The 20448-nt window shown below is 44.9% G+C and carries 21 protein-coding genes; 16 read left to right on the plus strand and 5 right to left on the minus strand.

Annotated features, from left to right (window positions below; genetic code table 11):
- Nucleotides 1-4: 4 nt before the first annotated feature.
- The 3 genes from AC2EXB_RS01690 to AC2EXB_RS01700 all read left to right on the plus strand — a co-directional run bounded on the left by AC2EXB_RS01690 (nt 5) and on the right by AC2EXB_RS01700 (nt 2046).
- Complete coding sequence (locus AC2EXB_RS01690; protein ID WP_235197955.1) at nt 5-502, plus strand: ferritin; 498 nt, start codon at nt 5-7, stop codon at nt 500-502.
- Between the two features lie 66 nt (nt 503-568).
- Complete coding sequence (locus AC2EXB_RS01695) at nt 569-1300, plus strand: ABC transporter ATP-binding protein (RefSeq protein ID WP_483603240.1); 732 nt, start codon at nt 569-571, stop codon at nt 1298-1300.
- Nucleotides 1297-2046 carry an ABC transporter permease gene (locus AC2EXB_RS01700; RefSeq protein ID WP_483603242.1) on the plus strand — a complete coding sequence of 250 codons (750 nt, stop codon included), beginning with the start codon at nt 1297-1299 and terminating at the stop codon, nt 2044-2046. The genes AC2EXB_RS01695 and AC2EXB_RS01700 overlap by 4 nt, the downstream gene beginning before the upstream one ends.
- Nucleotides 2047-2095: 49 nt before the next feature.
- Here AC2EXB_RS01700 and AC2EXB_RS01705 read toward each other — a convergent pair whose 3' ends face one another.
- Nucleotides 2096-3154 (minus strand): saccharopine dehydrogenase family protein, encoded by a 1059-nt coding sequence (locus AC2EXB_RS01705; protein WP_483603244.1) that lies wholly within the window; start codon nt 3152-3154, stop codon nt 2096-2098.
- 91 nt (nt 3155-3245) lie between these two features.
- Nucleotides 3246-4079, minus strand: a complete 834-nt coding sequence (locus tag AC2EXB_RS01710) for an STAS domain-containing protein (protein ID WP_483603246.1) — start codon at nt 4077-4079, stop codon at nt 3246-3248.
- Between the two features lie 193 nt (nt 4080-4272).
- On the opposite strand from AC2EXB_RS01710, the gene AC2EXB_RS01715 reads away from it, so the two are divergent.
- The 5 genes from AC2EXB_RS01715 to coaW all read left to right on the plus strand — a co-directional run bounded on the left by AC2EXB_RS01715 (nt 4273) and on the right by coaW (nt 8888).
- Complete coding sequence (locus tag AC2EXB_RS01715; RefSeq protein ID WP_483603248.1) at nt 4273-4719, plus strand: GNAT family N-acetyltransferase; 447 nt, start codon at nt 4273-4275, stop codon at nt 4717-4719.
- Nucleotides 4720-4748: 29 nt separating this feature from the next.
- On the plus strand, nt 4749-5738 hold the full coding sequence (locus tag AC2EXB_RS01720) for a S8 family peptidase (RefSeq protein WP_483603250.1): 990 nt from the start codon (nt 4749-4751) through the stop codon (nt 5736-5738).
- Nucleotides 5739-5913: 175 nt separating this feature from the next.
- Nucleotides 5914-6330 carry a DUF485 domain-containing protein gene (locus AC2EXB_RS01725; protein ID WP_483603252.1) on the plus strand — a complete coding sequence of 139 codons (417 nt, stop codon included), beginning with the start codon at nt 5914-5916 and terminating at the stop codon, nt 6328-6330.
- Nucleotides 6327-7862 (plus strand): solute symporter family protein, encoded by a 1536-nt coding sequence (locus AC2EXB_RS01730; RefSeq protein WP_235197965.1) that lies wholly within the window; start codon nt 6327-6329, stop codon nt 7860-7862. Before AC2EXB_RS01725 ends, AC2EXB_RS01730 begins: the two co-directional genes overlap by 4 nt.
- Nucleotides 7863-8084: 222 nt before the next feature.
- Nucleotides 8085-8888, plus strand: coding sequence for a type II pantothenate kinase (gene coaW, locus AC2EXB_RS01735; protein ID WP_483603254.1), 804 nt, complete (start codon nt 8085-8087; stop codon nt 8886-8888).
- A 171-nt stretch (nt 8889-9059) separates the two neighbouring features.
- Here coaW and AC2EXB_RS01740 read toward each other — a convergent pair whose 3' ends face one another.
- Nucleotides 9060-9617, minus strand: coding sequence for a nitroreductase family protein (locus AC2EXB_RS01740; RefSeq protein WP_235199240.1), 558 nt, complete (start codon nt 9615-9617; stop codon nt 9060-9062).
- 167 nt (nt 9618-9784) lie between these two features.
- Between AC2EXB_RS01740 and AC2EXB_RS01745 the strand changes: the two genes are divergently transcribed.
- Nucleotides 9785-11182, plus strand: coding sequence for a protoporphyrinogen oxidase (locus AC2EXB_RS01745; RefSeq protein ID WP_483603256.1), 1398 nt, complete (start codon nt 9785-9787; stop codon nt 11180-11182).
- Nucleotides 11183-11338: 156 nt separating this feature from the next.
- On the opposite strand, the gene katA is transcribed toward AC2EXB_RS01745, so the two are convergent.
- Nucleotides 11339-12805 (minus strand): catalase KatA, encoded by a 1467-nt coding sequence (gene katA, locus AC2EXB_RS01750; protein ID WP_235197968.1) that lies wholly within the window; start codon nt 12803-12805, stop codon nt 11339-11341.
- Between the two features lie 530 nt (nt 12806-13335).
- On the opposite strand from katA, the gene AC2EXB_RS01755 reads away from it, so the two are divergent.
- The 3 genes from AC2EXB_RS01755 to AC2EXB_RS01765 are packed head-to-tail and all read left to right on the plus strand — an operon-like array spanning nt 13336 to nt 16205.
- Nucleotides 13336-14517 carry an acetyl-CoA C-acetyltransferase gene (locus AC2EXB_RS01755; RefSeq protein ID WP_483603258.1) on the plus strand — a complete coding sequence of 394 codons (1182 nt, stop codon included), beginning with the start codon at nt 13336-13338 and terminating at the stop codon, nt 14515-14517.
- A complete protein-coding gene (locus tag AC2EXB_RS01760) occupies nt 14510-15412 on the plus strand; it encodes an NAD(P)H-dependent flavin oxidoreductase (RefSeq protein ID WP_483603260.1) in 903 nt (300 codons plus the stop codon). The genes AC2EXB_RS01755 and AC2EXB_RS01760 overlap by 8 nt, the downstream gene beginning before the upstream one ends.
- Complete coding sequence (locus AC2EXB_RS01765) at nt 15396-16205, plus strand: enoyl-CoA hydratase-related protein (RefSeq protein WP_483603261.1); 810 nt, start codon at nt 15396-15398, stop codon at nt 16203-16205. The genes AC2EXB_RS01760 and AC2EXB_RS01765 overlap by 17 nt, the downstream gene beginning before the upstream one ends.
- A gap of 49 nt (nt 16206-16254) precedes the next feature.
- Here the strand turns inward: AC2EXB_RS01765 and AC2EXB_RS01770 are convergent, their stop codons facing one another.
- On the minus strand, nt 16255-16839 hold the full coding sequence (locus AC2EXB_RS01770; RefSeq protein ID WP_483603263.1) for a hypothetical protein: 585 nt from the start codon (nt 16837-16839) through the stop codon (nt 16255-16257).
- A 172-nt stretch (nt 16840-17011) separates the two neighbouring features.
- Between AC2EXB_RS01770 and AC2EXB_RS01775 the strand changes: the two genes are divergently transcribed.
- The 4 genes from AC2EXB_RS01775 (at nt 17012) to AC2EXB_RS01790 (ending at nt 20418) form a co-directional block, all read left to right on the plus strand.
- A complete protein-coding gene (locus tag AC2EXB_RS01775) occupies nt 17012-18574 on the plus strand; it encodes a fatty acid--CoA ligase (protein WP_483603265.1) in 1563 nt (520 codons plus the stop codon).
- Nucleotides 18575-18641: 67 nt separating this feature from the next.
- Nucleotides 18642-19034 carry a hotdog fold thioesterase gene (locus AC2EXB_RS01780; RefSeq protein ID WP_235197972.1) on the plus strand — a complete coding sequence of 131 codons (393 nt, stop codon included), beginning with the start codon at nt 18642-18644 and terminating at the stop codon, nt 19032-19034.
- A 157-nt stretch (nt 19035-19191) separates the two neighbouring features.
- On the plus strand, nt 19192-19335 hold the full coding sequence (locus AC2EXB_RS01785) for a hypothetical protein (protein ID WP_251477834.1): 144 nt from the start codon (nt 19192-19194) through the stop codon (nt 19333-19335).
- 120 nt (nt 19336-19455) lie between these two features.
- On the plus strand, nt 19456-20418 hold the full coding sequence (locus AC2EXB_RS01790; protein WP_483603266.1) for a hypothetical protein: 963 nt from the start codon (nt 19456-19458) through the stop codon (nt 20416-20418).
- Nucleotides 20419-20448 lie beyond the last annotated feature (30 nt).

Raw genomic sequence — 20448 nt, forward strand, 5'->3', positions numbered from 1 at the left:
TTACATGTTACCGTCAAAATTAGTATTAGCATTAAATGATCAATTCAATAACGAGTTGCAGGCATCCCATTCCTATACAGCCATGGCCGCTTATTTCTCGAAAAAAGGATATCATGGATTTGCTAACTTCTATTTAGTGCAGGCCAAAGAAGAGCATTATCACGCGATGAAATTTTACGAGTATTTGGTGACGATGGATGAAAAGCCAATGCTGCAATCCTTGAGCGAACCAAAAAACCATTATGAAAGTGCACTGGATGTTTTGGAAAGTTCATTAGTCCAGGAAAAAGAAGTGACGAGCAATATTTACGCACTCGTTACACTGGCTGATGAATTGCAGGAACATGCAACTCTTTCTTTCCTTGACTGGTTCATTGAAGAGCAGATGGAAGAAGAAAAAACATTTCGGGATATGATTACCCGGATGAAACATATTGAAGAAGGCGGAGAATACTTCCTTAAGATGGATGACGAATTCGCCGAACGCAAGTTAGAAGAGTAAAGCGATTTTAAAACAGCACACTGCTGACTGTGTGCTGTTTTATTTTTTGAGAAAAGGAGTGAGACTATGGCGATCGACTATAAACCGGCGATCCATTTTAAGCATGTGGATTATTCCATTGGAGACCTGAACATCTTAAAAGACATCACTGGTTCTTTTCCAGCCGGAAAAATCACCACATTGGTGGGACCGTCTGGAGCAGGGAAAACGACCTTGCTTAAATTATGCAATGGCTTATTGTCACCAAAATCGGGTGAAATCTATATTAACGGTGTGTCGATCCAGCAATATGAGCCGGTGGAACTTCGCCGTACAGTCGGCATTGCTTTGCAAAGTGCGCCGATGATTGATGGATCTGTTTATGACAATTTAAACTTGCCGCTGACATTGAAAAATGAACAATTGGAGGAAAGCCGGGCCCTTAGCTTGTTGGAAGATGTCGGTTTAGAAAAAGGACTATTAAAGAGGAACGTCAAAGATTTATCAGGAGGGCAGCGGCAGAAGGTGTCGATTGCCAGGACTTTGGTGAATCGCCCCCAAATTTTATTGTTGGACGAAATCACTTCATCTTTAGACCGGACTTCACTGAAAGAGATCGAAGAATTAATCGTAAAAATCAATCGGAAATACAAAGCAGCAATCATTTGGATTACCCATAATTTGCAGCAAGCCTTGGAGATCGGCGATTTTACCTGGGTTATGATGGACGGGGAAGTTGTCGAAACTGGAGAAAGTGAATTATTGGAAGACCCGCACAATGAAAAAGTCAAAGTCTTCGTGAAGGGGGAAGTTAAATGACTTATTTGACCTTATCGATTACCCTTATTTTCGTTGTCATTCCCTTGATCCTATCGAAGGCCTTGAATCTCGGATTAGAAAAAGACACAATTATTGCAACGATCCGTTCGATTGTTCAATTGCTGGCAGTCGGATTTATCCTGAAATTCGTCTTTGATTCGGAGAGCTTGCTCTATATTTTCCTGATGGTGACATTAATGATTGTAGCGGCCACGCATAATGCACAGAAGAAAGGTGCTGCGATTAAAGGGATTACCTGGAAAATAGCGGTGACGCTCGTATTTGTGGAAATCCTCACCCAAAGCATTCTTTTAGGATTCCATATCACGCCGCCAACTGCCCAATACATCATTTCCATCAGCGGGATGGTGATCGGGAACTCCATGGTGCTTTCCATCCTATTCTTGAATCGCTTCACTTCGGAAGTGGAATCGCATCAAGATCAAACGGAACTGATCCTATCGCTCGGAGGCACCCCGAAACAAGCGATTCACAGACAATTGATCCAATCGATCAAAGCCAGTATGATCCCGACCATCGAGAGCCAGAAAACCGTCGGGCTTGTGCAATTGCCTGGTATGATGAGCGGTCAAATCATTGCCGGTGCGGACCCGATTCAAGCCGTGCAATTCCAATTGCTGATCATGTTCCTATTGCTAACGACTGCAGCCGTCACAAGCGTTTTGCTGGGATTCCTATCTTATCCGACTTTGTTCAACCAACGGATGCAATTACTGAAAAATTGAAAAAAGGGTTGTCCCAAAAGTAATTTGGGACAACCCTTTTTTCTATTAATTAAGGGTAAAAGGTATCGACTTCGAAATTTCCTGAGCCTGGCAGTTCTTCGACAAGGCTTGAGCCGAATAGCATGGATGGCGTGTAGCTGCCTCCCGTAAATCGTTCAGCCAGCACTCGAGTGACACATTCCAATGCGCCGTAAATCGTTAAGTCGTATACATTGGCTGTCTGAAGGCGAGCGACTTTTCTTAAGCCTGCTACATTCTCAGCTTCTCCCCATATAAAAGCAGGAGAGTTGGAGCGAAGTTCCTCGTCCGGTCCGGATATGCGCTTATCCACCCAATTATTCAATGTCTTTTGAACCGCGGCGGATGATAAAACAGGGCGCAGGCCGCCGATAAAGCGAGCGCCGACTGCTGCTGGGAGGGGGACGGGCGTCCAAGCAGAAATGTTTTGAATACCGGTTGTGTAGTAAGCGGTTGAAACGTCTCCCCAAGGGATGCCCATGGAAGAACGCGGCCCTCGCCCGTAATCGATGACGCGGCGCTGGCTTCCAAGAGGCACAGGCATTAGCTCCCCGTCTTGTCGGACCGTACTGCCGGAACCCAATCCTTCAATCATCGTTTTATAAGTGCCTCTCGAAATTCCGGAGTCCGAATCAAAGCCAAGAGACAACGAAACGGCATCGGGCATTAATTCTTTTAATTTTAAAGCTGTGCAGTCAGTTGGAATAATATCAAAACCGACACCGGAACAAATAATGATGCCTTTTTGTTTCGCTTGTTCTTTTAAGGCATGGGCTTGTTCAAAGACATCGATTTCACCGGTGATATCCAAATAATGCGCCCCTGCAGAAAGGCAGGCCTTCATCATGGGTTGGCTAGTTTTGCTGAAAGGGCCGGCACAATGGAGGACCAGCGAAACATCGGCCAAATGGTCCGCCGCATGTGCATCCAAAGAAAAAGCACGCATGTCGAGGCCTAATTCATCTGCGAGCGGCTGAAGTTTCTGCGCATTTCGGCCAGCCAAAATCGGTGACAGCCCTCGCTTAACTGCTTCGCGTGCAATCAATTCACCTGTAAAGCCATAAGCTCCGTATAAAAGCCATTTCTCCATTTCTGTCCAACTCCTTTATGGTTTGAAACTTACAACCATTCTGACGGCAACCTGTTGGAAAATCCAGTGAACCCTCTCTCGACGCATTTTGTTATTTTCCGGTCTTTGATTTATTCATATCTTCTAGAGCTTGTCTGACATTTGCATAACTTCGGATGGTCGAAAGGTTGACGCCTTCATGGATCATCGTCTGTGCAATTTGGGGGCGGATGCCCGTAGAAGCGATAGCGATACCGAGCAGCTTCAGCATACTTGAGATTTTGAGCAACTGGTCAGCCACTTGGTTGTCGATCATGAGGATGCCAGAAAAATCGACAATTAATGTATCAATATTCAAAGAAGGAATTTTCGGTACGATATGTTCCATCAGGTACTGAGCACGTTCCCGGTCAATCAAACCGATTAATGGAAGAACGCCAATGCCTTCTTGAATGGATACGATCGGAGCGGAAAGTTCATTGATTTGGCGGCGGTTGGCGGTGAGTTTCTCCTCAGTCAACCGTTCGAATGCAAAGATGGCTTCATTCAAACTGATATCCAATAAATAATTAAACCGTTTGATTAAATTTATCATTTCGAGTGCTGGCAATCGATAAGCCATAGACACAGCTGTTAAATGGTCAATGAAAATAGAGCGGGTTGATGGATAGCGGACAATCACCGTTGAAATTGGCTGGCCAAGAGCTGCCTGAAGCTCGCCATTTTTTTTGCTCCATTTTACTAATTCGGTATGTACATGTTCTTCTGCGTTCAATAATGAAGCGCCAAGGAATTCCAGAAACTCGGTATAGACGATTTTAGCTTGGTCAACTTCCTGTTGGGAAACAGAGTGGGGGAAAGTAGGCACTATGTCATCAACGATTGTGTTAGATAAAGATTGCGCATTTTCAGTCAAATGCTTGGCCACATTTAAAATTGATTCCATACAGTTCACACTCCAATAATAGATTCGATTGTCCTAGTACCATTATATACATTTAAAAGGAAAATTTTAAAAATGAACTAATATTTCCTTTTATAGCCACATATTATTCGTTTGACAATTAAGAACATTCGTTCTATTATACGTACTAAATCTGAGCAGTAACCATTCGATTAAATCGTTAAAGGAGGACAAGATGACAGTCATTTACAAAAGCATAGATGGTGAATTAAATGACCCGGTTTTATTGGAAGGAATTCTTCGTTTGCATCAATCCATTTTCGGTGAATCAGCCTTTTTGGAGGAGCAGATGAAGGAAAAAAAGAAGCTGCGGATAGAAATCGCTCTCCAGGAAAATGAGATACTCGGCTACAAGATGGGGTATGAATTGAAGGAGGGGACTTTCTATAGTTGGCTTGGGGGAGTGGATAGCAGATGGAGAGGAAAAGGCATTGCTTCTGAATTGATGGACCGGCAGCATCACTACGCCCGAACCAATTCCTATAAAATAATCGAGACCCGGACAAAAAACAAATGGAGAAACATGCTTTTGCTGAATATCAAAAATGGCTTTGACATTGTAGGGATTTACGCAACTGCTGATAAGGATGCTAAGATCATCTTGGAAAAAAAGTTATTTTAATCAATTCAATTCATTAGGAGGAGAAATTGATGGAAAAAATTCATCTCATACCATACCGAATTGAAGAAATTACTTCAGCGGCACCGCAAATACCTGAAGGTGTTCGGATGATACAGGCGCCCGCTATTTGGGAAATGGCAGCACACGGGAAAGGAAATGTCATTGCTACTTTGGATACAGGCTGCCAGGCAGATCACCCGGATTTAATCGAGCGGATCATTGCTGGCAGAAACTTTACAAGCGATTTTGATGGAGATCCTGAAAATTTTGATGACAATAATGGACACGGCACACATGTAGCGGGAACTGCCGCTGCTTCATTGCGGGAAGGCGGAGGCATTGCAGGTGTTGCACCGGGCGCCGATTTGCTGATTATTAAAGTGTTGAATGGAAGCGGCAGTGGAGAGTATGCCGGTATTATTGCCGGCATCCACTATGCAATCGATTGGAGAGGGCCAAACGGCGAACAGACAAGTGTGATTTCGATGTCTCTCGGCGGTCCGGAAGATATTCCTGAATTGTATGTAGCGGTAAAACGGGCAGTTGATGCAGGGATTCCAGTGGTTTGTGCTGCCGGAAATGAAGGGGACGACAGCCCTCAAACAGACGAATTCGCTTATCCAGGCGCTTATGGCGAAGTCATTCAAATAGGTGCGGTAGATTTCAGCCGCAAAATTGCGCCGTTTAGCAACACCAATAACGAAATTGATTTGGTGGCGCCGGGCATGAACATCTATTCGTCTTATCCAGGCGGCAAATATGCAAGCTTGTCAGGAACTTCAATGGCGACGCCCCACGTGTCTGGAGCCTTGGCGCTGATCAGGAATATTGCTGAAAAAGAATTCCAGCGGGATTTGACGGAAGCGGAACTCTACGCTCAATTGGTCAGAAGAACAGTGCCTCTTGGCTACCCGAAAACAGCGGAAGGAAACGGTTTGCTTGCCCTCGATATCCTGCAGAAATACGAGCGGTTATTAGAGCTTTTCAATTCCTCCACGGAGAATACTGATCCAGAATAATTAATTGCAAAGAATAAGAACCTCAGAAGAGTCAGCTGACTGCTTCTGAGGTTTTTTGCATAAAATCCTATCCACTATTACCACATTTTGTATGATTTTTATTGACGTGAGACTTTATGGATGTTTTAATTATTTTTATATTCAGAAAAATTAAAATTTAAAAGGGGTGTTATAGTTGTCAAAGCCGATTGCAGAAACCAATGCAGAACTTGTTCGTTCAAAGGGAAGCAGCAAAGTAAAAGATGGCAATACCGTTTCTGATTCAAGAGCAGCAGGACATGTCCCGGACTTTTTAGCAATAGAATCTTCAGCAGGATTCAAAGAGTTAATGAAGAAAAAAAAAGCTTTTCTAGTACCAACAACCATCCTTTTTTTAGGACTTTATCTATTATTTAATTTTATTATTTCGTACTCGAATATTCTCGAAGCTACTTTTATTGGTGATATTTCCTGGGTTTGGGTATTCGCTTTCAGCTTATTCGCTATGACGTGGATTCTTGTAACCGTATACATGAAGCGGGCAGAGAAGTTTGATAAGATGGCTCAAGATACATTGAAAGAGTTTAATTATGACAAGGAGGAAAATCGATGAATGCTACAGTAATTATTATTTTCTTAGTCATCGTTGCGATGACCCTTGTCATTACATATTACGCTGCAAAACGGACCAATTCGACAAGTGATTTTTACACGGCAGGCGGAGGGTTGACCGGTTGGCAAAACGGAATGGCCATTGCAGGGGATTATTTATCAGCAGCATCATTCTTAGGGATAGCGGGCTCCATCGCATTATTCGGATTTGATGGATTCCTATTCTCAATCGGCTATTTGGTAGCTTATCTCGTGGTACTGTTCATTGTCGCAGAACCTCTCCGGAATTTAGGGAAGTATACATTAGCTGATATGATCAATGCCCGCTTTAATGCGAAAAAAGTTCGAGGAGCGGCAGCACTGAGCTCTATAACAATCGTCGTCTTCTATATGATTGCCCAATTGGTAGGGGCCGGGGCATTGATCCAATTGCTTTTCGGCATTGATTATTTATGGGCTGTGCTTTTGGTGGGTGTCATGATGACCATTTACGTTCTTTTTGGCGGTATGACAGCGACAAGCTGGGTTCAAATCATTAAAGCTGTTCTTTTGATGGTTGGTACTGTCATTCTTTCTTTCCTGGTGCTGCAGCGCTTCGATTTCAGCATCCTGGAAATGTTTGCCCAAGTGAAAACTGCTACACCACATGGTGAAGCATTCTTAAATCCAGGTGTGAAATACACGATTCCGTTGGATACGATTTCCCTTATGCTGGCACTTGTTCTTGGAACAGCCGGATTGCCGCATATCTTAATGCGTTTCTTTACAGTTCGTGATGCGAAAACGGCAAGAAGCTCGGTAATGTGGGCAACTTGGATCGTCGGCATCTTCTATGTAATGACAATTTTCCTTGGGTTCGGGGCTGCTGCATTCGTAGGTTCCGAAAAGATTATCAGCACCAATGCTGCCGGAAATATGGCAGCACCGCTCCTTGCTCAGGCGCTTGGTGGAGACATCTTGATGTCCTTCATTTCCGCGGTGGCATTTGCGACAATCTTAGCCGTAGTGGCAGGTCTTGTACTAACGGGTGCTTCTGCTTTTGCCCATGATATTTATGGCCAAATCATCAAAAAAGGGAAGGCTTCCGAAAGAGAACAGATGCTGGCTGCACGCTATGCCTCTGTCGGCGTATCTGTATTCTCCATCCTTTTGGCGATTTTCGCCCAAAACTTGAACGTTGCGTTCTTGGTATCATTGGCGTTCTGTATCGCCGCGAGTGCAAACTTACCGGTTATCATCTACACGATTTTCTGGAAGAAATTCAACACGACAGGAGCCATTTCTGCTATTTTGACCGGTTTGATCTCAGCGTTAGTTCTAGTTTCAATCAGTCCAAGCGTGATGAATCCGGAAGCTGGTGCAGCGATCATCACAGGAACGCCGATTTTCCCGCTGACTAACCCGGCCATCGTTTCTATCCCGCTCGGCTTTATCGGCGGACTGGTGGGAACATTGCTTTCGAAGGAAAGCGATATCAAGAAATATGCTGAAGTTAAAGTCCGTGCCAATACAGGCGGATTCAGACAGTTATAAGATAAGAAGTTCGTTAGGCGAGCCGCCCTCTCTTTCTATGAGAAGGCGGCTTTTTTGCGGAGAAAAATGGTGGAAGGGGAGAAGTTATCCTTCTTTCCCTGCTGGTTGTTATTGCGCATGACTTTCCTCTGGTGGAAAACTGCACCAAATCTTAAAAGATTATGGTAGAATTTCATCGTATGCAATTAATGAGAGCTGGTATTCAGAAAGAGCAGGTGCGAAATGATTATCGGAATAGATGCGGGAGGTACGCTGATTAAAATCGTGTACACCGAGAATGGTCAACTTCAATTCAAGAAATCCCCGATAGCAGATATAGAAGGAGTGGCAGCTTGGGTGAACGGGCTAGGCGATTGTGAAATTTGCCTGACTGGCGGGAAATCAGGCGTGCTGCGTTCACTTTTGACGAAAGAAGCAAAGGAAATTGTTGAATTCGAAGCCACTCATCGTGGTGTCCAATTTCTGTTGCGCAGAATGGGGCGCAGTGAAACGACGTATCTTGTCACAAATGTAGGGACAGGGACTTCCATTCATTGCATTCAAAATGATACTCAAGAACGTCTAGGGGGCACGGGAGTTGGCGGCGGCACTTTACTCGGCTTGAGCCATTTATTGACAGGGGTCACTGACTACGAAGAAATCGTCAGACTTGCAAGCAACGGTTCCCGTGAGCGGATCGATTTAAAAGTAAAACATATATATGAAGGAAAAGAACCGCCGATTTCCGGTGAATTGACAGCCAGCAACTTCGGAAACGATCTTTTTTCCGTCTCGGATGAATTGACGAAAGAAGAATTATTGGCTACAGTGATCGGGCTTGTCGGCGAGACCGTCAGTACGGTCAGTGTGCAAGCGGCCCGTCAATGTGACAGTTCGTTAGTCATCTATATTGGGTCTTCATTCATCCACAACCCCTTATTAAAAGAAGTGGTAAAAAGCTATACGATTCTTCGCGGCTCTACACCGTTATTTTTGGAAAACGGTGAGTTTTCAGGAGCAGTCGGAGCGATGACCAGTTTGGAATAAAAGAAGAAATTCCGACTTTGGGGAGAGTTGGGAGTATTTCAGGTAAAGTCGGGAGTATTTCCATGAAAGTTGGAAGTATTCAAAGGACAGTCGCGAGTATTTCAACAAAACTTGGGAGTAAAATAAAAAACTCGTCTCAGACGCCGGATTCCGGCCGAAGAGACGAGTTTTTTATTCGGAAATAATGGTTAGTTTTTCACGGATATCAGTGCGTTCGCGTTTTTCAGGAACATGCTGCGGATAGCCGATCATCATCGTAGCGACGATTTTCTCTCCTGGCTGAACACCAATGGAATGGCGGAAAATCGGATTGTAAATCCAGTCATTTGAGCGCCAAATCATTCCAATGCCGCGCGCCCAGGCCGCTAATTGGAAGTTTTGCAATAAGGAAGAAATAGCGCCGTAATCTTCATCCCAGCGTCTTTGGCGAGGATCTTCCGGCATGATCACTACCAGATGCAACGGGATTTCGCGAAAGTACTTCGCTTTATTCAAAACTTTTTGCGGTGTGACCCCATCTTCTTTTGGCATAGCATCGATGAAAGCTTGAACGAATTTTTCTTTGCCTTCGCCAGCGTAAAGCTGGAAGCGCCACGGTTCGTTCACTGTATGGTTTGGAGCCCATTTGGCTACGTTGAGCAGCTCGATGATTTCCTCTATATCGATTGGATCGGATTTGAATTTTTTAATGGTGCGCCGTTCTATGATATTCTGGTCAATAGCATTCATCATCTTCATTCTCCTCTTCATGTGGTAAAGTTTCTTTCTTTATCAAACCAAAACTTTTGATGAAACGCAATCTAAAAAGAAAATCAAAGCGTAGTAAAACTGTCAAACTCTCTTCTGCCGAAAAGGATATTTATTGATAAAATGGAGTCACAAGGAGTGGATGAACCATGAAAACGGCTGCAATCATCGGTGGAGGCATTACCGGGCTCTCCGCTATGCATTATTTGCAAAAGGTAAAACAGCAGCAAAACCTGGATTTGAATCTTGTATTGATTGAAAAAGATGAGTTGCTTGGCGGTAAAATCAAAACGGCCAAGGATGAGGAATTCATCATGGAAACTGGAGCGGATTCAATCGTAGCACGCCATGCAAGCGTCATGCCGCTTATTGAAGACTTGGGCCTGCAAGAACACGTTGTCTATAATGGAACCGGCATTTCTTATTTGTATGCGAATAATAGATTACATGCCATTCCAGCAGATTCTGTCTTTGGGATTCCGATGAACAAAGAAGCGTTATTCAGTTCTACGCTCGTTTCAGAAGAAGGGAAGCAAGAAGCCCTCAAAGATTTTGAAACGGTCAATGAAACTTTTACGAAAGACAGTTCAATCGGTGAATTTTTGGAAGCTTTTCTTGGAAAAGAATTGGTCGAAAATCAAATCGCACCGGTTTTATCGGGCGTTTACTCCGGGAATCTGTACGAACTGACATTGGCGACAACTTTGCCGTATCTAGTCGATTACAAGAATAAATATGGCAGCATCATCAAAGGATTCGAAGCGAATGCTGCCCATTTTAAAGGCACGGCGAATAAGAAATTCATCTCGTTTGACGAAGGGATGTCTGCATTGACCGACCGTTTAGAGGAAACGCTTGAAGATGCAGCAATCGTGAAAGGTGTTCAGACGGAAAAAGTGGAAAAAACACAAGCCGGCTATGAAATCAAAACCAGCAATGGCGAAACGATAAACGCTGATTATGTTGTGCTTGCAACGCCTCACCGGGCAGCCCAAACAATGTTGAACCTTCCGGAATTAGACGAGGAGTTTGATCAACTTCTAACTTCTTCACTCGTTAGTATTTATCTTGGATTTGATTTGCCTGATGCGGATCTTCCGGCGGACGGCACCGGATTTATCGTCTCCCAGAAAAGTGATCTTCTGTGCAATGCTTGCACATGGACGAGCCGGAAATGGGCGCATACTTCACGAAAAGGCAATTTACTTGTTCGCCTGTTTTATAAAAGTTCGAACCCTTCCTATGCCCAGTTGAAGGACTTAACAGAAACAGAATTGACTGAAGTGGCTTTGTCGGATATTCAAAAAAGTTTAGGGATTGATGCAAAGCCTGTGTCAGTCGAAGTGACTGGCTGGAAGAACTTAATGCCGAATTACACGATGCAGCATAAAACAGCTGTCTCTGCTTTAGAAGATAAAATGGCAAAACTTGTGCCGAATGTAAAGCTTGCTGGTGCTTCTTTTTACGGTGTCGGCATTGGCGCATGCATTCAGAATGGCAAAGATTTAGCCGAAGAAATTGCAGAAAGTATACTAGGGGAAAAATAAGGAAAGCAGGAGAGCAGCCGATCAGGCAGCTTTCCTGCTTTTTGATTTACGAGCGACTTTCGAACGGATACGAGCGACTCTCTGAGAAATACGAGCAAGTTGCAAAAAGTCCAAAAAAGTAGCCACCCTTTAAAAAGGATGGCCGTAAAATAGGTTTTAGTTTGTTTCAGTAAGACCTGGAACTGGAAGTCCAAGACCTTCTGCAACACGTGTTCCAAATTCAGGATCCGCTTTGTACAAGTGGCCGATTTGGCGAAGTTTGATATCTTCTTTGTCGACTGCGCTCAAGCCGCCAACGAAAGTAGCCACAAGGCGTTCTTGCTCTTCCGGAGTTTGCAAGCGGTATAAGTCGCCCGGCTGTGTGTAATGGTCTTCCTGGAAGTAAGGAACGGAATCAGTCATGCCGTTAACTTCAAGCGGAGCTGGTTTCGCAGCTGCTGTTTCAGTTGGACCGCCGTAGCTGTTTGGCTCGTAATAAACTGAACCGCCGCCGTTGTTGCCAAAGTTCATTTGGCCGTCGCGCTGGTAGTTGTTTACTTGGTTTTTCGCAGCATTGATCGGAAGCATTTGATGGTTAGCGCCTACGCGGTAACGGTGTGCATCGTGGTATGCGAACAAACGGCCTTGCAGCATTTTGTCCGGTGATACGTCGATACCAGGAACCAATGTGCCAGGTGAGAATGTTGCTTGCTCAACTTCAGCAAAATAGTTTTCCGGGTTGCGGTTAAGCACCATGCGTCCAACTTCGATTAACGGGTAGTCTTTATGGGACCAAGTTTTCGTTACATCGAATGGGTCGAAGCGGTACGTGTTCGCATCTTCCAATGGCATGATTTGAACGTACATTTTCCAAGCCGGGAAGTCGCCTTCTTCGATTGCGTTGAACAGATCTTCTGTGTGGAAGTCTGGGTTTTCACCGGCAATTTTATCTGCTACTTCTTGTGTGATGTTTTTGATGCCTTGTTCAGTCAGGAAGTGGTATTTCACCCAGTGGGATACGCCTTCAGCGTTTGTCCATTTGAATGTATGGCTTCCGAAACCGTGCATATGGCGAAGTGTTGCAGGGATCCCGCGGTCACCCATCAAGTAAGTTACTTGGTGCAACGATTCTGGAGATAACGACCAGAAGTCCCACACAGCGTTAGGGTTTTTCAAGTGTGTGCGTGGATCGCGTTTTTGTGTATGGATGAAGTCAGGGAATTTGATCGCATCTTGGATAAAGAAGATCGGCGTGTTGTTTCCGACTAGATCGTAGTTTCCTTCTTCTGTATAGAATTTCAAAGCGAAGCCGCGTGGGTCGCGAACGGTATCAGCAGATCCAAGTTCTCCAGCTACTGTAGAGAAACGTGCGAACATATCTGTACGTTTGCCGACTTCAGAAAGGAAAGCAGCTTTCGTATATTTTGTAACATCTTGAGTTACTTCAAAGTATCCGTGAGCGCCAGCGCCTTTAGCATGAACTACACGCTCAGGTACACGTTCCCGGTTAAAATGCGCTAATTTTTCAAGAAGATGAACATCTTGAAGCAATACTGGTCCGCGTTGGCCAGCTGTCTGTGAGTTCTGGTTGTCGCCAACTGGAGCTCCCCAGCTAGTCGTTAGAGTTCTTTTATCTGTACTCATGTTTCGAACACCTCATTCTCATTATTATGTAAAACACTACAAAACCAATAATAACATTTTTTAAATTAAAATCAAACCTTAATAATAATGATTATAAATAAAAAGGAATTAATACTATTTCAATTGAACGGAATTGAAAAAATCTCCGTAGTTTCTCAATTACAAAAAACTCAGTGAACGAATCCATATATTTATTTGAACAATCGTTTGAAAATTAAACGAAAAGATAAAATTTCATTGCATTTCAAAATGAAAGAAGATAAGATTTATTTTAAGGTAAGAATTTTCTGACAATAGAGTTGGTTTATAGTGTTGAAGCCCCGATTAATTGCATTAAAATGAAAGCCCTTACAAAGAGCCTTTTTTAATAAGGAAAAACCTGTTTGTTCAAAAGAAGAAATGAACCGCTAGTGAGTTGCCTAATTAGAGAAAGAAAAAGTGCAGTTAGAGGCAGATTTTATGGAAGAATCGGATGGAACAGGAACAAAATCATTTTGTAAAAACAGGAAATTCGAAAGGGGAATAATGAAATGGAGAATGTGTATTTAGTGGATGGAGCGAGAACGGCATTTACAGCATTTGGCGGATCTTTTGCCAATGTGGAAGCAACGGAACTTGGAACAGCAACTGCGATTGAAGCGTTAAAACGTTCGAACGTCAAAGCGGAAGATATCGACCATGTCATTTATGGAAACGTCATTCATTCCAGTTTGAACGCGGCCTATTTAGCAAGACATATTGGGTTGAAAGCAGGAGTGCCGAAAGAAGTGCCGGCTCTTACATTAAACCGCCTTTGTGGTTCGGGGGCGCAGGCTGTTGTTTCAGCGGCGCAGCATATTTTGCTTGGGGAAGCGGATCTAGTGCTAGCGGGCGGTGCAGAAAATATGTCGATGTCGCCTTACTCGAATTTCAAGCAGCGTTTTAATGGATCTAAGATGGGCAATATGCAATTCGAAGATATGTTGACCGCCACGTTGACCGATCAATATACCGGCAATGGCATGGGAATGACAGCAGAGAAACTGGCCGAACAGTATTCGATTTCACGCGAAGAGCAAGATGCGTATGCCGTAGAGTCGAACCGGAAAGCCGCAGAAGCCTCCACGAATGGCGTATTTGGCGAAGAGATTATCGGTGTTGAAGTAAAAACAAGAAAAGGCACCGCACTCATTGATAAAGATGAACATATTAAACCGGACGCCAACGTCGAAAAACTCTCGACACTGCGCCCTTCATTTAAAAAAGATGGAACGGTGACAGCCGGAAATGCATCCGGCATCAATGACGGCGCGGCTTCAGTCGTAGTAGCGGGCCAAGCGGCCGTCGACAAGCATGGCTTAAAGCCGATTGCCCGTATCGTTTCTTGGGGAGTTGCAGGTGTCGATCCGACGGTTATGGGAATCGGACCGGTGCCAGCGATTAAACAAGCCTTATCACGTGCAAATTTATCGTTGGAAGATATTGACCTCATTGAAGTGAACGAAGCATTCGCTGCGCAGTATCTAGCTGTAGAAAAAGAATTAGAGCTCGACCGTGCTAAAGTGAACGTCCACGGCGGTGCTATTGCACTTGGGCACCCGGTAGGAGCTAGCGGCACCCGGGTCTTGCTCTCAGCAGCCTATGAACTGAAGCGCCGCGGAGGGAAATATGCGGTCGCGAGCCTATGCATTGGTGGCGGTCAAGGGATTGCGGTGGTGATTGAACGTGCTTAAATTGCCCGTTATCGTCTCTCCGATGTTTCTCGTCTCTACGCCTAAAATGGTCATCGAATCCAGCAATGCAGGTGTCATCGGGTCATTTCCTTTATTGAATGCCCGGCCGATTGAGCAATGCGCCGCTTGGCTGGAAGAAGTAAAGACTGCACTCGGTGATAAGCCATGGGCTGTCAATTTCATCTGCCATAGGGGTTCGAATAAACGCTATGAGGAAGATTTGGAAATGATCCGGCGCTATGAGCCGCCCATCGTCATTACGTCGCTCGGTTCGCCATCTGATGTGATTGAAATCGTCCACGCTTATGGGGGACTAATCTATTCGGATGTAGCGAATGTCCGGCATGCGAAAAAAGCGGCAGCAAGCGGAGTCGATGGCTTGGTTCTAGTGAGTGCAGGGGCTGGCGGCCACGGGGGAACGTTAAATCCTTTTGCTTTCATTGCTGCAGTAAAAGCCTTTTATAAAGGGACCATTCTCTTATCCGGATCTCTTTCGACCGGAGCGGATGTCGCGGCTGCTAAAATGATGGGGGCTGACTATGCGTACATGGGCACCCGCTTTTTAGCAGCCGAAGAAAGCAATGCCCCGGAAGATTACAAGCAGATGGTCATTGACTCTTCGATTGAAGATATCCTGTATACCGATTCGTTTAGCGGGGTGCCTGTGAATGTACTCATCCCGAGCTTGATCAAACAAGGAATCGATCCGAAAACCTTGAAGCCGAAAGAGGAGATTGATCTGTCGCATTTAGTCAATGCAAAAGCGTGGCGTGATATCTGGTCTGCTGGCCACGGCGTAACTACCATTACGAAACGGGAGACGACTAAAGAGATTGTTGAAACCTTGATTGCCGAGTATGAGGAAGGAGTGGCTAAACTTGTACGAAACGATTAAAACGGAACTGAAGGAAGGCATTTTAACACTCACGTTAAACCGTCCGGATCAAATGAACGCATATACGGAAAAAATGAATGAAGAGCTTCTGGATTTTTATAAAAATGTAAACAGTGATGACGCAGTCCGTGTCATTGTGGTGACCGGAAGCGGCCGGGCATTTTGTGCAGGCATGGATTTATCCGAAGGAGGCTCTACGTTTTCATCCGAGCAGTCTGCTGAAGATTACCGGGATCTGGGCGGACAGGTGAGCTTGCAGGTCTATGAAGTGAACAAGCCGATCATCGCTGCCATCAACGGACCAGCTGTCGGCATCGGGCTGACGATGACTTTGCCGATGGATATCCGGATTGTGAAAAAAGATGCGAAAATTGGTTTTGTGTTCGGACGGCGCGGGATTGGCCCGGAAGCAAGCTCAGGTTGGTTCTTGACGCGGCTTGTCGGCATCGGGAAAGCGTTGGAATGGACGTTGACTGGCAGGTACATTCCAACGGGCGAAGCCGTCAGCAGCGGACTGGTTCAATATGAGTCGGATGAGCCGCTTGCAAAAGCTTATGAAATTGCACGCGAGATTGTCGAGAACACAGCGGCCACTTCGAATAGTTTTACACGGCAGCTATTATGGAAGATGCTGGGGCAAGACCATCCGGAAGCTTCCCATTTAATTGAATCGAAATTTCTGCACTGGGCAGGGCAAAATGCAGATGCCAACGAAGGCATCCAGTCGTTCGTTGAAAAACGTCCAGCTGAGTTTCCAATGAAATCAAGCCAGCTGCCCGAGTTTTTTAAATGAAGAAAAGGAGTGGCCCCGAATTAGCTTGGGATCACTCCTTTTTCTTTTATTACACTTTCGTGTTGATGTATTTATAGATGCTTTGGAAATCAGCGGGGATGTTCGCAGCATTCTTCATAACATCGGCATACCAGGTGTCCAATTGAGCCAGTTCATCGGTGCTTAGGCTTTTCTCGTTCGCCGCCTTATCGACAAAGCTATTGATGCCGTTCACCCGGTTTTGGAAATGCGGGATGTGCTGGCGAAAACGATCGGCGATTGTCGGATTGAACAGCATGCCGAGATGAATAATCCCGTTATTGATGTATTCTTCCGCATACAAAGCTGCTCCTGCAGTTGCCAATTGGTCGGTGAGCTCAGGACTTTCTAATTTCTCTACAGTATGTGGGACCAACTTTTTTACGGTCGCAAGAATGGCCAGCAATTCTTGCTGCTGTTCTTTGGACAAGCCGTTTTTTGTGTCGAAGTGTTGGAAAATCTCGCTGGCTTTATCCAGCAATGATGGCAGGCTATCGATTTCAAGCGTTTCAGGTACAGTCCCGAGCATGCTTTTCACTTTTCCGTAGACGAATAAACGCTGAAGATACCCATAAAGCAAAACGATGCCGTTGTATTGAATTTCTAAGGGATTCATTTTTATAGCCTCCAATCTGTTTTATCTTTACCCATTATACCGATTCTTAAAAAGTTAAGACAAATCGCTTAAATTTTCTGAAAAGTTATTGCGTTGTTTCCATAAATCTGACATCATTATAGGTAGAAACAAAATGAATAGCTGTTCATAAAAAGGCGAAGGGGTTGGGGAAATGTACGCAACGCTCGGCAGAATTTTTGATCAGACAGTGAGTAAATTACCGGACAAAGAAGCGATTGTGGATTTGCGAAGAGGCTATCGATGGACGTACTTTCAGTGGGATGAAGAAGTAAACCGCTTAGCCCATGCCTTAACAGCAGCGGGTGTCGAAAAAGGCGACCGTGTTTCAACCTATCTTTTTAATAATATTGAACTGCCGACTGCCATGTTTGCTTGCGCGAAAATTGGTGCGATATTCAATCCGATTAATTTCCGTTTGAAGTCTGAGGAACTTGCTTACATTTTAACTGACGCCAGCCCTAAGATTGTTTTATTCGAAGAAGCCTTAAAAGAACCGGTAGCTGCCATCCAAGCGGATTTCCCGAATATCGGCTTCTGGTTCATCGATGCGGAAACGCCTGATTATGCGAAGAATTATAACGAAGTCACTCAGGCTTCTCCAGTGGAAAAACCGGTTGTGGAAGTTGAGGAAACGGACACTTACGCCATTATGTATACGAGCGGTACGACGGGACGGCCAAAAGGCGTGATCCACCGCCACCGCGACATGGCCGAACAGAGCTTGGTGTGCATCGCATTATTGAAATATACACCGAAAGACATCGGTTTGGTCGCTGCGCCGATGTTCCATTGTGCGGAATTGCATTGCAACATCATTCCGCGTGTCCAGTCAGGTACATCCAGCATCATCATGCATCAATTCCATCCAGCCGTTGCATTGGATATCATTAAAAAAGAAGGCATCACCGTGATGTTTGCGGTGCCGACCATGTGGAGCATGATGGCGCAATTGGAAGGGGCAGCTTCTAAAGTCGACACATTGAGATGCGGATTATACGGCGCAGCTCCGATGGCGCCGGTCCTTGTCAAACAAGTAAAAGAAGTGCTCGGCATCGATTTGATCCAAGCTTATGGCCAAACTGAAATGGGGCCTGCCATTACCTTTCTTGCAGAAGATGAGCAGCTGACGAAAGCCGGTTCTGCCGGGCGGGCTGCCTACAACCATGAAATCCGGATTGTCCAGCCCAATGAAAACGGCCCATCAGAACCCGATGACATTTTAAAGCCTGGCGAAGTTGGAGAAATCATCGTTAAAGGCCCTTCCATGATGGTCGGGTATTTTAACCGGCCGGATGCAACAGAAAAAGCGCTGTATAAAGGCTGGTATCACTCAAGCGATCTTGGATTCATGGATGAAGACGGCTATTTGTATGTGGCTGACCGTGTCGATGATATGATTATCAGCGGCGGTGAAAATATCTATCCGCGGGAAGTTGAAGATGTCCTCCATGAACACGAAGCGGTGATGGATGTAGCGGTTCTTGGCATGCCGGATGAAAAATGGGGAGAATCGGTGCTAGCGTTCATCGTTTCAAAAGACCCTTCTTTGACAGCGGAAGCGTTAGAAGAATTCTGTATAAAAAATGAAAACTTGGCACGCTTTAAGCGTCCGAGACATTATCGTTTTGTGGACGAACTGCCGCGGAATGCCAGCGGGAAAATTCAAAAATTCCTTTTGCGCGAACAAAAAATAGAGAGCGGTTCCAATTCCTAGCGACAGCATGCAAGCTTTTGCGTTTCTAGGAAATGAGTTTGATTGAAGAGAAGGGAAGTTGTAGTAGATGAAGATGAAGCCAGTAGAACAGACCATTGCAGGAGTGCTCGGCATCGAATTTACCGAAATGGAGGAGAATCGGGTAGTGGCCACAATGCCGGTCCACGCAGCTACCCATCAGCCTTTTGGCCAGCTGCATGGAGGCGCTTCTGTCGTGCTTGCCGAATCAGTAGCAAGTGTCGGCACTTGGAACCTGATCGACCAGGAAACTGAGTATGCGGTCGGTTTGGAGATCAATGCCAATCATATTAGAGGCAAGCAAGATGGTCTTGTAACAGCAATTGGTACACCGCTTCACAAGGGGCGGACGACCATGGTGTGGGATATTAAAATTGTCGATGAGCAAGACCGGCTTATTTGTGTTTCGCGCTGCACCGTTGCGATTGTGAAGAAAAAATAAAAAAAAGCCCTATCTTCCTGGTCTACTAGGGGATAGGGCTTTGTCGTTAGAGATGAAAATAGGGCTTAAACTTCGATTCTTTTATTTTGATGATTATCCGTTTATCAATTTCTTATCAGGGAATAAGGGGTATAACATAAATTTAGGGAGGGATTGCATGGCTAGAGATAAGAATAAAGATGAGTTGCAAAACAAGCAATTGGAGCAGGAATTCAGAGAGCAGGCTCAAGAATCTCGCGATGACATGGATTTTCCGGAAGAACGCAGAAACACTGCAGATTCGGATGATAAGGAAAAATGATGGTTGATTGAAACTCTCCCCGCATCCCGGACTTCCCGGTCTGCGGGTTTTTTGTTTAAAGGGCTTCTGTCTGCGTGATAAAATATATACATAAACAGATTGAGAAAGTGAGTGGAAAAGATGTTTAACTCCATAACAGAGTTGATGGAAGCGAAAGCTTATCAAGATAAACGAGCCATTTCCTGGAACCGCATTTGTGAAGAAGAGGCGTTGTCTGAAGAATTTATCCGTGCCAACAGCGGACAAGTCAACTGGTATTTGGTATCGGCTAAGCAAGTGCTTTCGGAAGCTTTTATCCGGGAGTTCAGCCATCGCTTGTACTGGCAGGAAGTTGCGGCAACACAGGAACTTTCTGAGCAGTTCATCGAAGAGTTCAGCGAAGCAGGCAAGTGGCAAGCGGAGCAAGAAGGCTTATCGAATCGCCAATTGAAGACCTTGGAGAGAGAAGGAGAAGAGTTTAGCGAAAAACATTATTGGGCGCTTATTTCGATGAAGAGGAATGTCAATAATGGCAAAGGCTTGTCTCCGGCTTTTATCGAAAAGCACCAAGACCATTTATCATGGAAAGCGCTCTCGCTGTTTCAGGATTTGCCCATGTCATTGATTGACCGCCATCCGGAGAAGGTCGATTGGAACAGCATTACCCGCAGCCAAAAACTGTCTGAGCGTTTTATCGAGAAGTATCGGCATTTAGTGGAGTGGGAGACGATTTCTTTTCATCAAAATCTTTCCGAGCGATTTATCAACCGCCATCATTCAAAGATGAATTATATCTCTGCTGAAAAAGAGCGTTCGGAAGGGTTCCTCTATAACCATTTAGAAAAAATGGACGCGGCTTCCGTAGTCGCCCATCAAAATTTGCGCAATGTAAAGAAATACGAACCGTTCACCATTTACGTTATCGAAAAGAATGGCTTAAAAAAATACATTATCAAATTCCATGAAGAAGGTTATTCGGAATCCGGTGCGATTCGCATTGCTGAAGACGGGGAACTCTATGAACATTTAGAAGAGAACGGTTTAGATGCCGTGATTGAAGGGGATTTTCCGGAATTGATTTTAAGCGGCTTTTTCAAGTTTTAACTGAACTCGCCAATTATGGGCAGCCGTCTC

It is taken from the genome of Planococcus alkaliphilus (genome assembly GCF_057031095.1).

Excerpts from the sequence above, each read along its gene's own strand:
- AC2EXB_RS01690 (WP_235197955.1), top strand. The coding sequence starts at position 5 with ATGTTACCGTCAAAATTAGTATTAGCATTAAATGATCAATTCAATAAC.
- AC2EXB_RS01695 (WP_483603240.1), top strand. The coding sequence starts at position 569 with ATGGCGATCGACTATAAACCGGCGATCCATTTTAAGCATGTGGATTAT.
- AC2EXB_RS01700 (WP_483603242.1), top strand. The coding sequence starts at position 1,297 with ATGACTTATTTGACCTTATCGATTACCCTTATTTTCGTTGTCATTCCC.
- AC2EXB_RS01705 (WP_483603244.1), bottom strand. The coding sequence starts at position 3,154 with ATGGAGAAATGGCTTTTATACGGAGCTTATGGCTTTACAGGTGAATTG.
- AC2EXB_RS01710 (WP_483603246.1), bottom strand. The coding sequence starts at position 4,079 with ATGGAATCAATTTTAAATGTGGCCAAGCATTTGACTGAAAATGCGCAA.
- AC2EXB_RS01715 (WP_483603248.1), top strand. The coding sequence starts at position 4,273 with ATGACAGTCATTTACAAAAGCATAGATGGTGAATTAAATGACCCGGTT.
- AC2EXB_RS01720 (WP_483603250.1), top strand. The coding sequence starts at position 4,749 with ATGGAAAAAATTCATCTCATACCATACCGAATTGAAGAAATTACTTCA.
- AC2EXB_RS01730 (WP_235197965.1), top strand. The coding sequence starts at position 6,327 with ATGAATGCTACAGTAATTATTATTTTCTTAGTCATCGTTGCGATGACC.
- coaW (WP_483603254.1), top strand. The coding sequence starts at position 8,085 with ATGATTATCGGAATAGATGCGGGAGGTACGCTGATTAAAATCGTGTAC.
- AC2EXB_RS01740 (WP_235199240.1), bottom strand. The coding sequence starts at position 9,617 with ATGAATGCTATTGACCAGAATATCATAGAACGGCGCACCATTAAAAAA.
- AC2EXB_RS01745 (WP_483603256.1), top strand. The coding sequence starts at position 9,785 with ATGAAAACGGCTGCAATCATCGGTGGAGGCATTACCGGGCTCTCCGCT.
- katA (WP_235197968.1), bottom strand. The coding sequence starts at position 12,805 with ATGAGTACAGATAAAAGAACTCTAACGACTAGCTGGGGAGCTCCAGTT.
- AC2EXB_RS01755 (WP_483603258.1), top strand. The coding sequence starts at position 13,336 with ATGGAGAATGTGTATTTAGTGGATGGAGCGAGAACGGCATTTACAGCA.
- AC2EXB_RS01770 (WP_483603263.1), bottom strand. The coding sequence starts at position 16,839 with ATGAATCCCTTAGAAATTCAATACAACGGCATCGTTTTGCTTTATGGG.
- AC2EXB_RS01775 (WP_483603265.1), top strand. The coding sequence starts at position 17,012 with ATGTACGCAACGCTCGGCAGAATTTTTGATCAGACAGTGAGTAAATTA.
- AC2EXB_RS01780 (WP_235197972.1), top strand. The coding sequence starts at position 18,642 with ATGAAGATGAAGCCAGTAGAACAGACCATTGCAGGAGTGCTCGGCATC.
- AC2EXB_RS01785 (WP_251477834.1), top strand. The coding sequence starts at position 19,192 with ATGGCTAGAGATAAGAATAAAGATGAGTTGCAAAACAAGCAATTGGAG.
- AC2EXB_RS01790 (WP_483603266.1), top strand. The coding sequence starts at position 19,456 with ATGTTTAACTCCATAACAGAGTTGATGGAAGCGAAAGCTTATCAAGAT.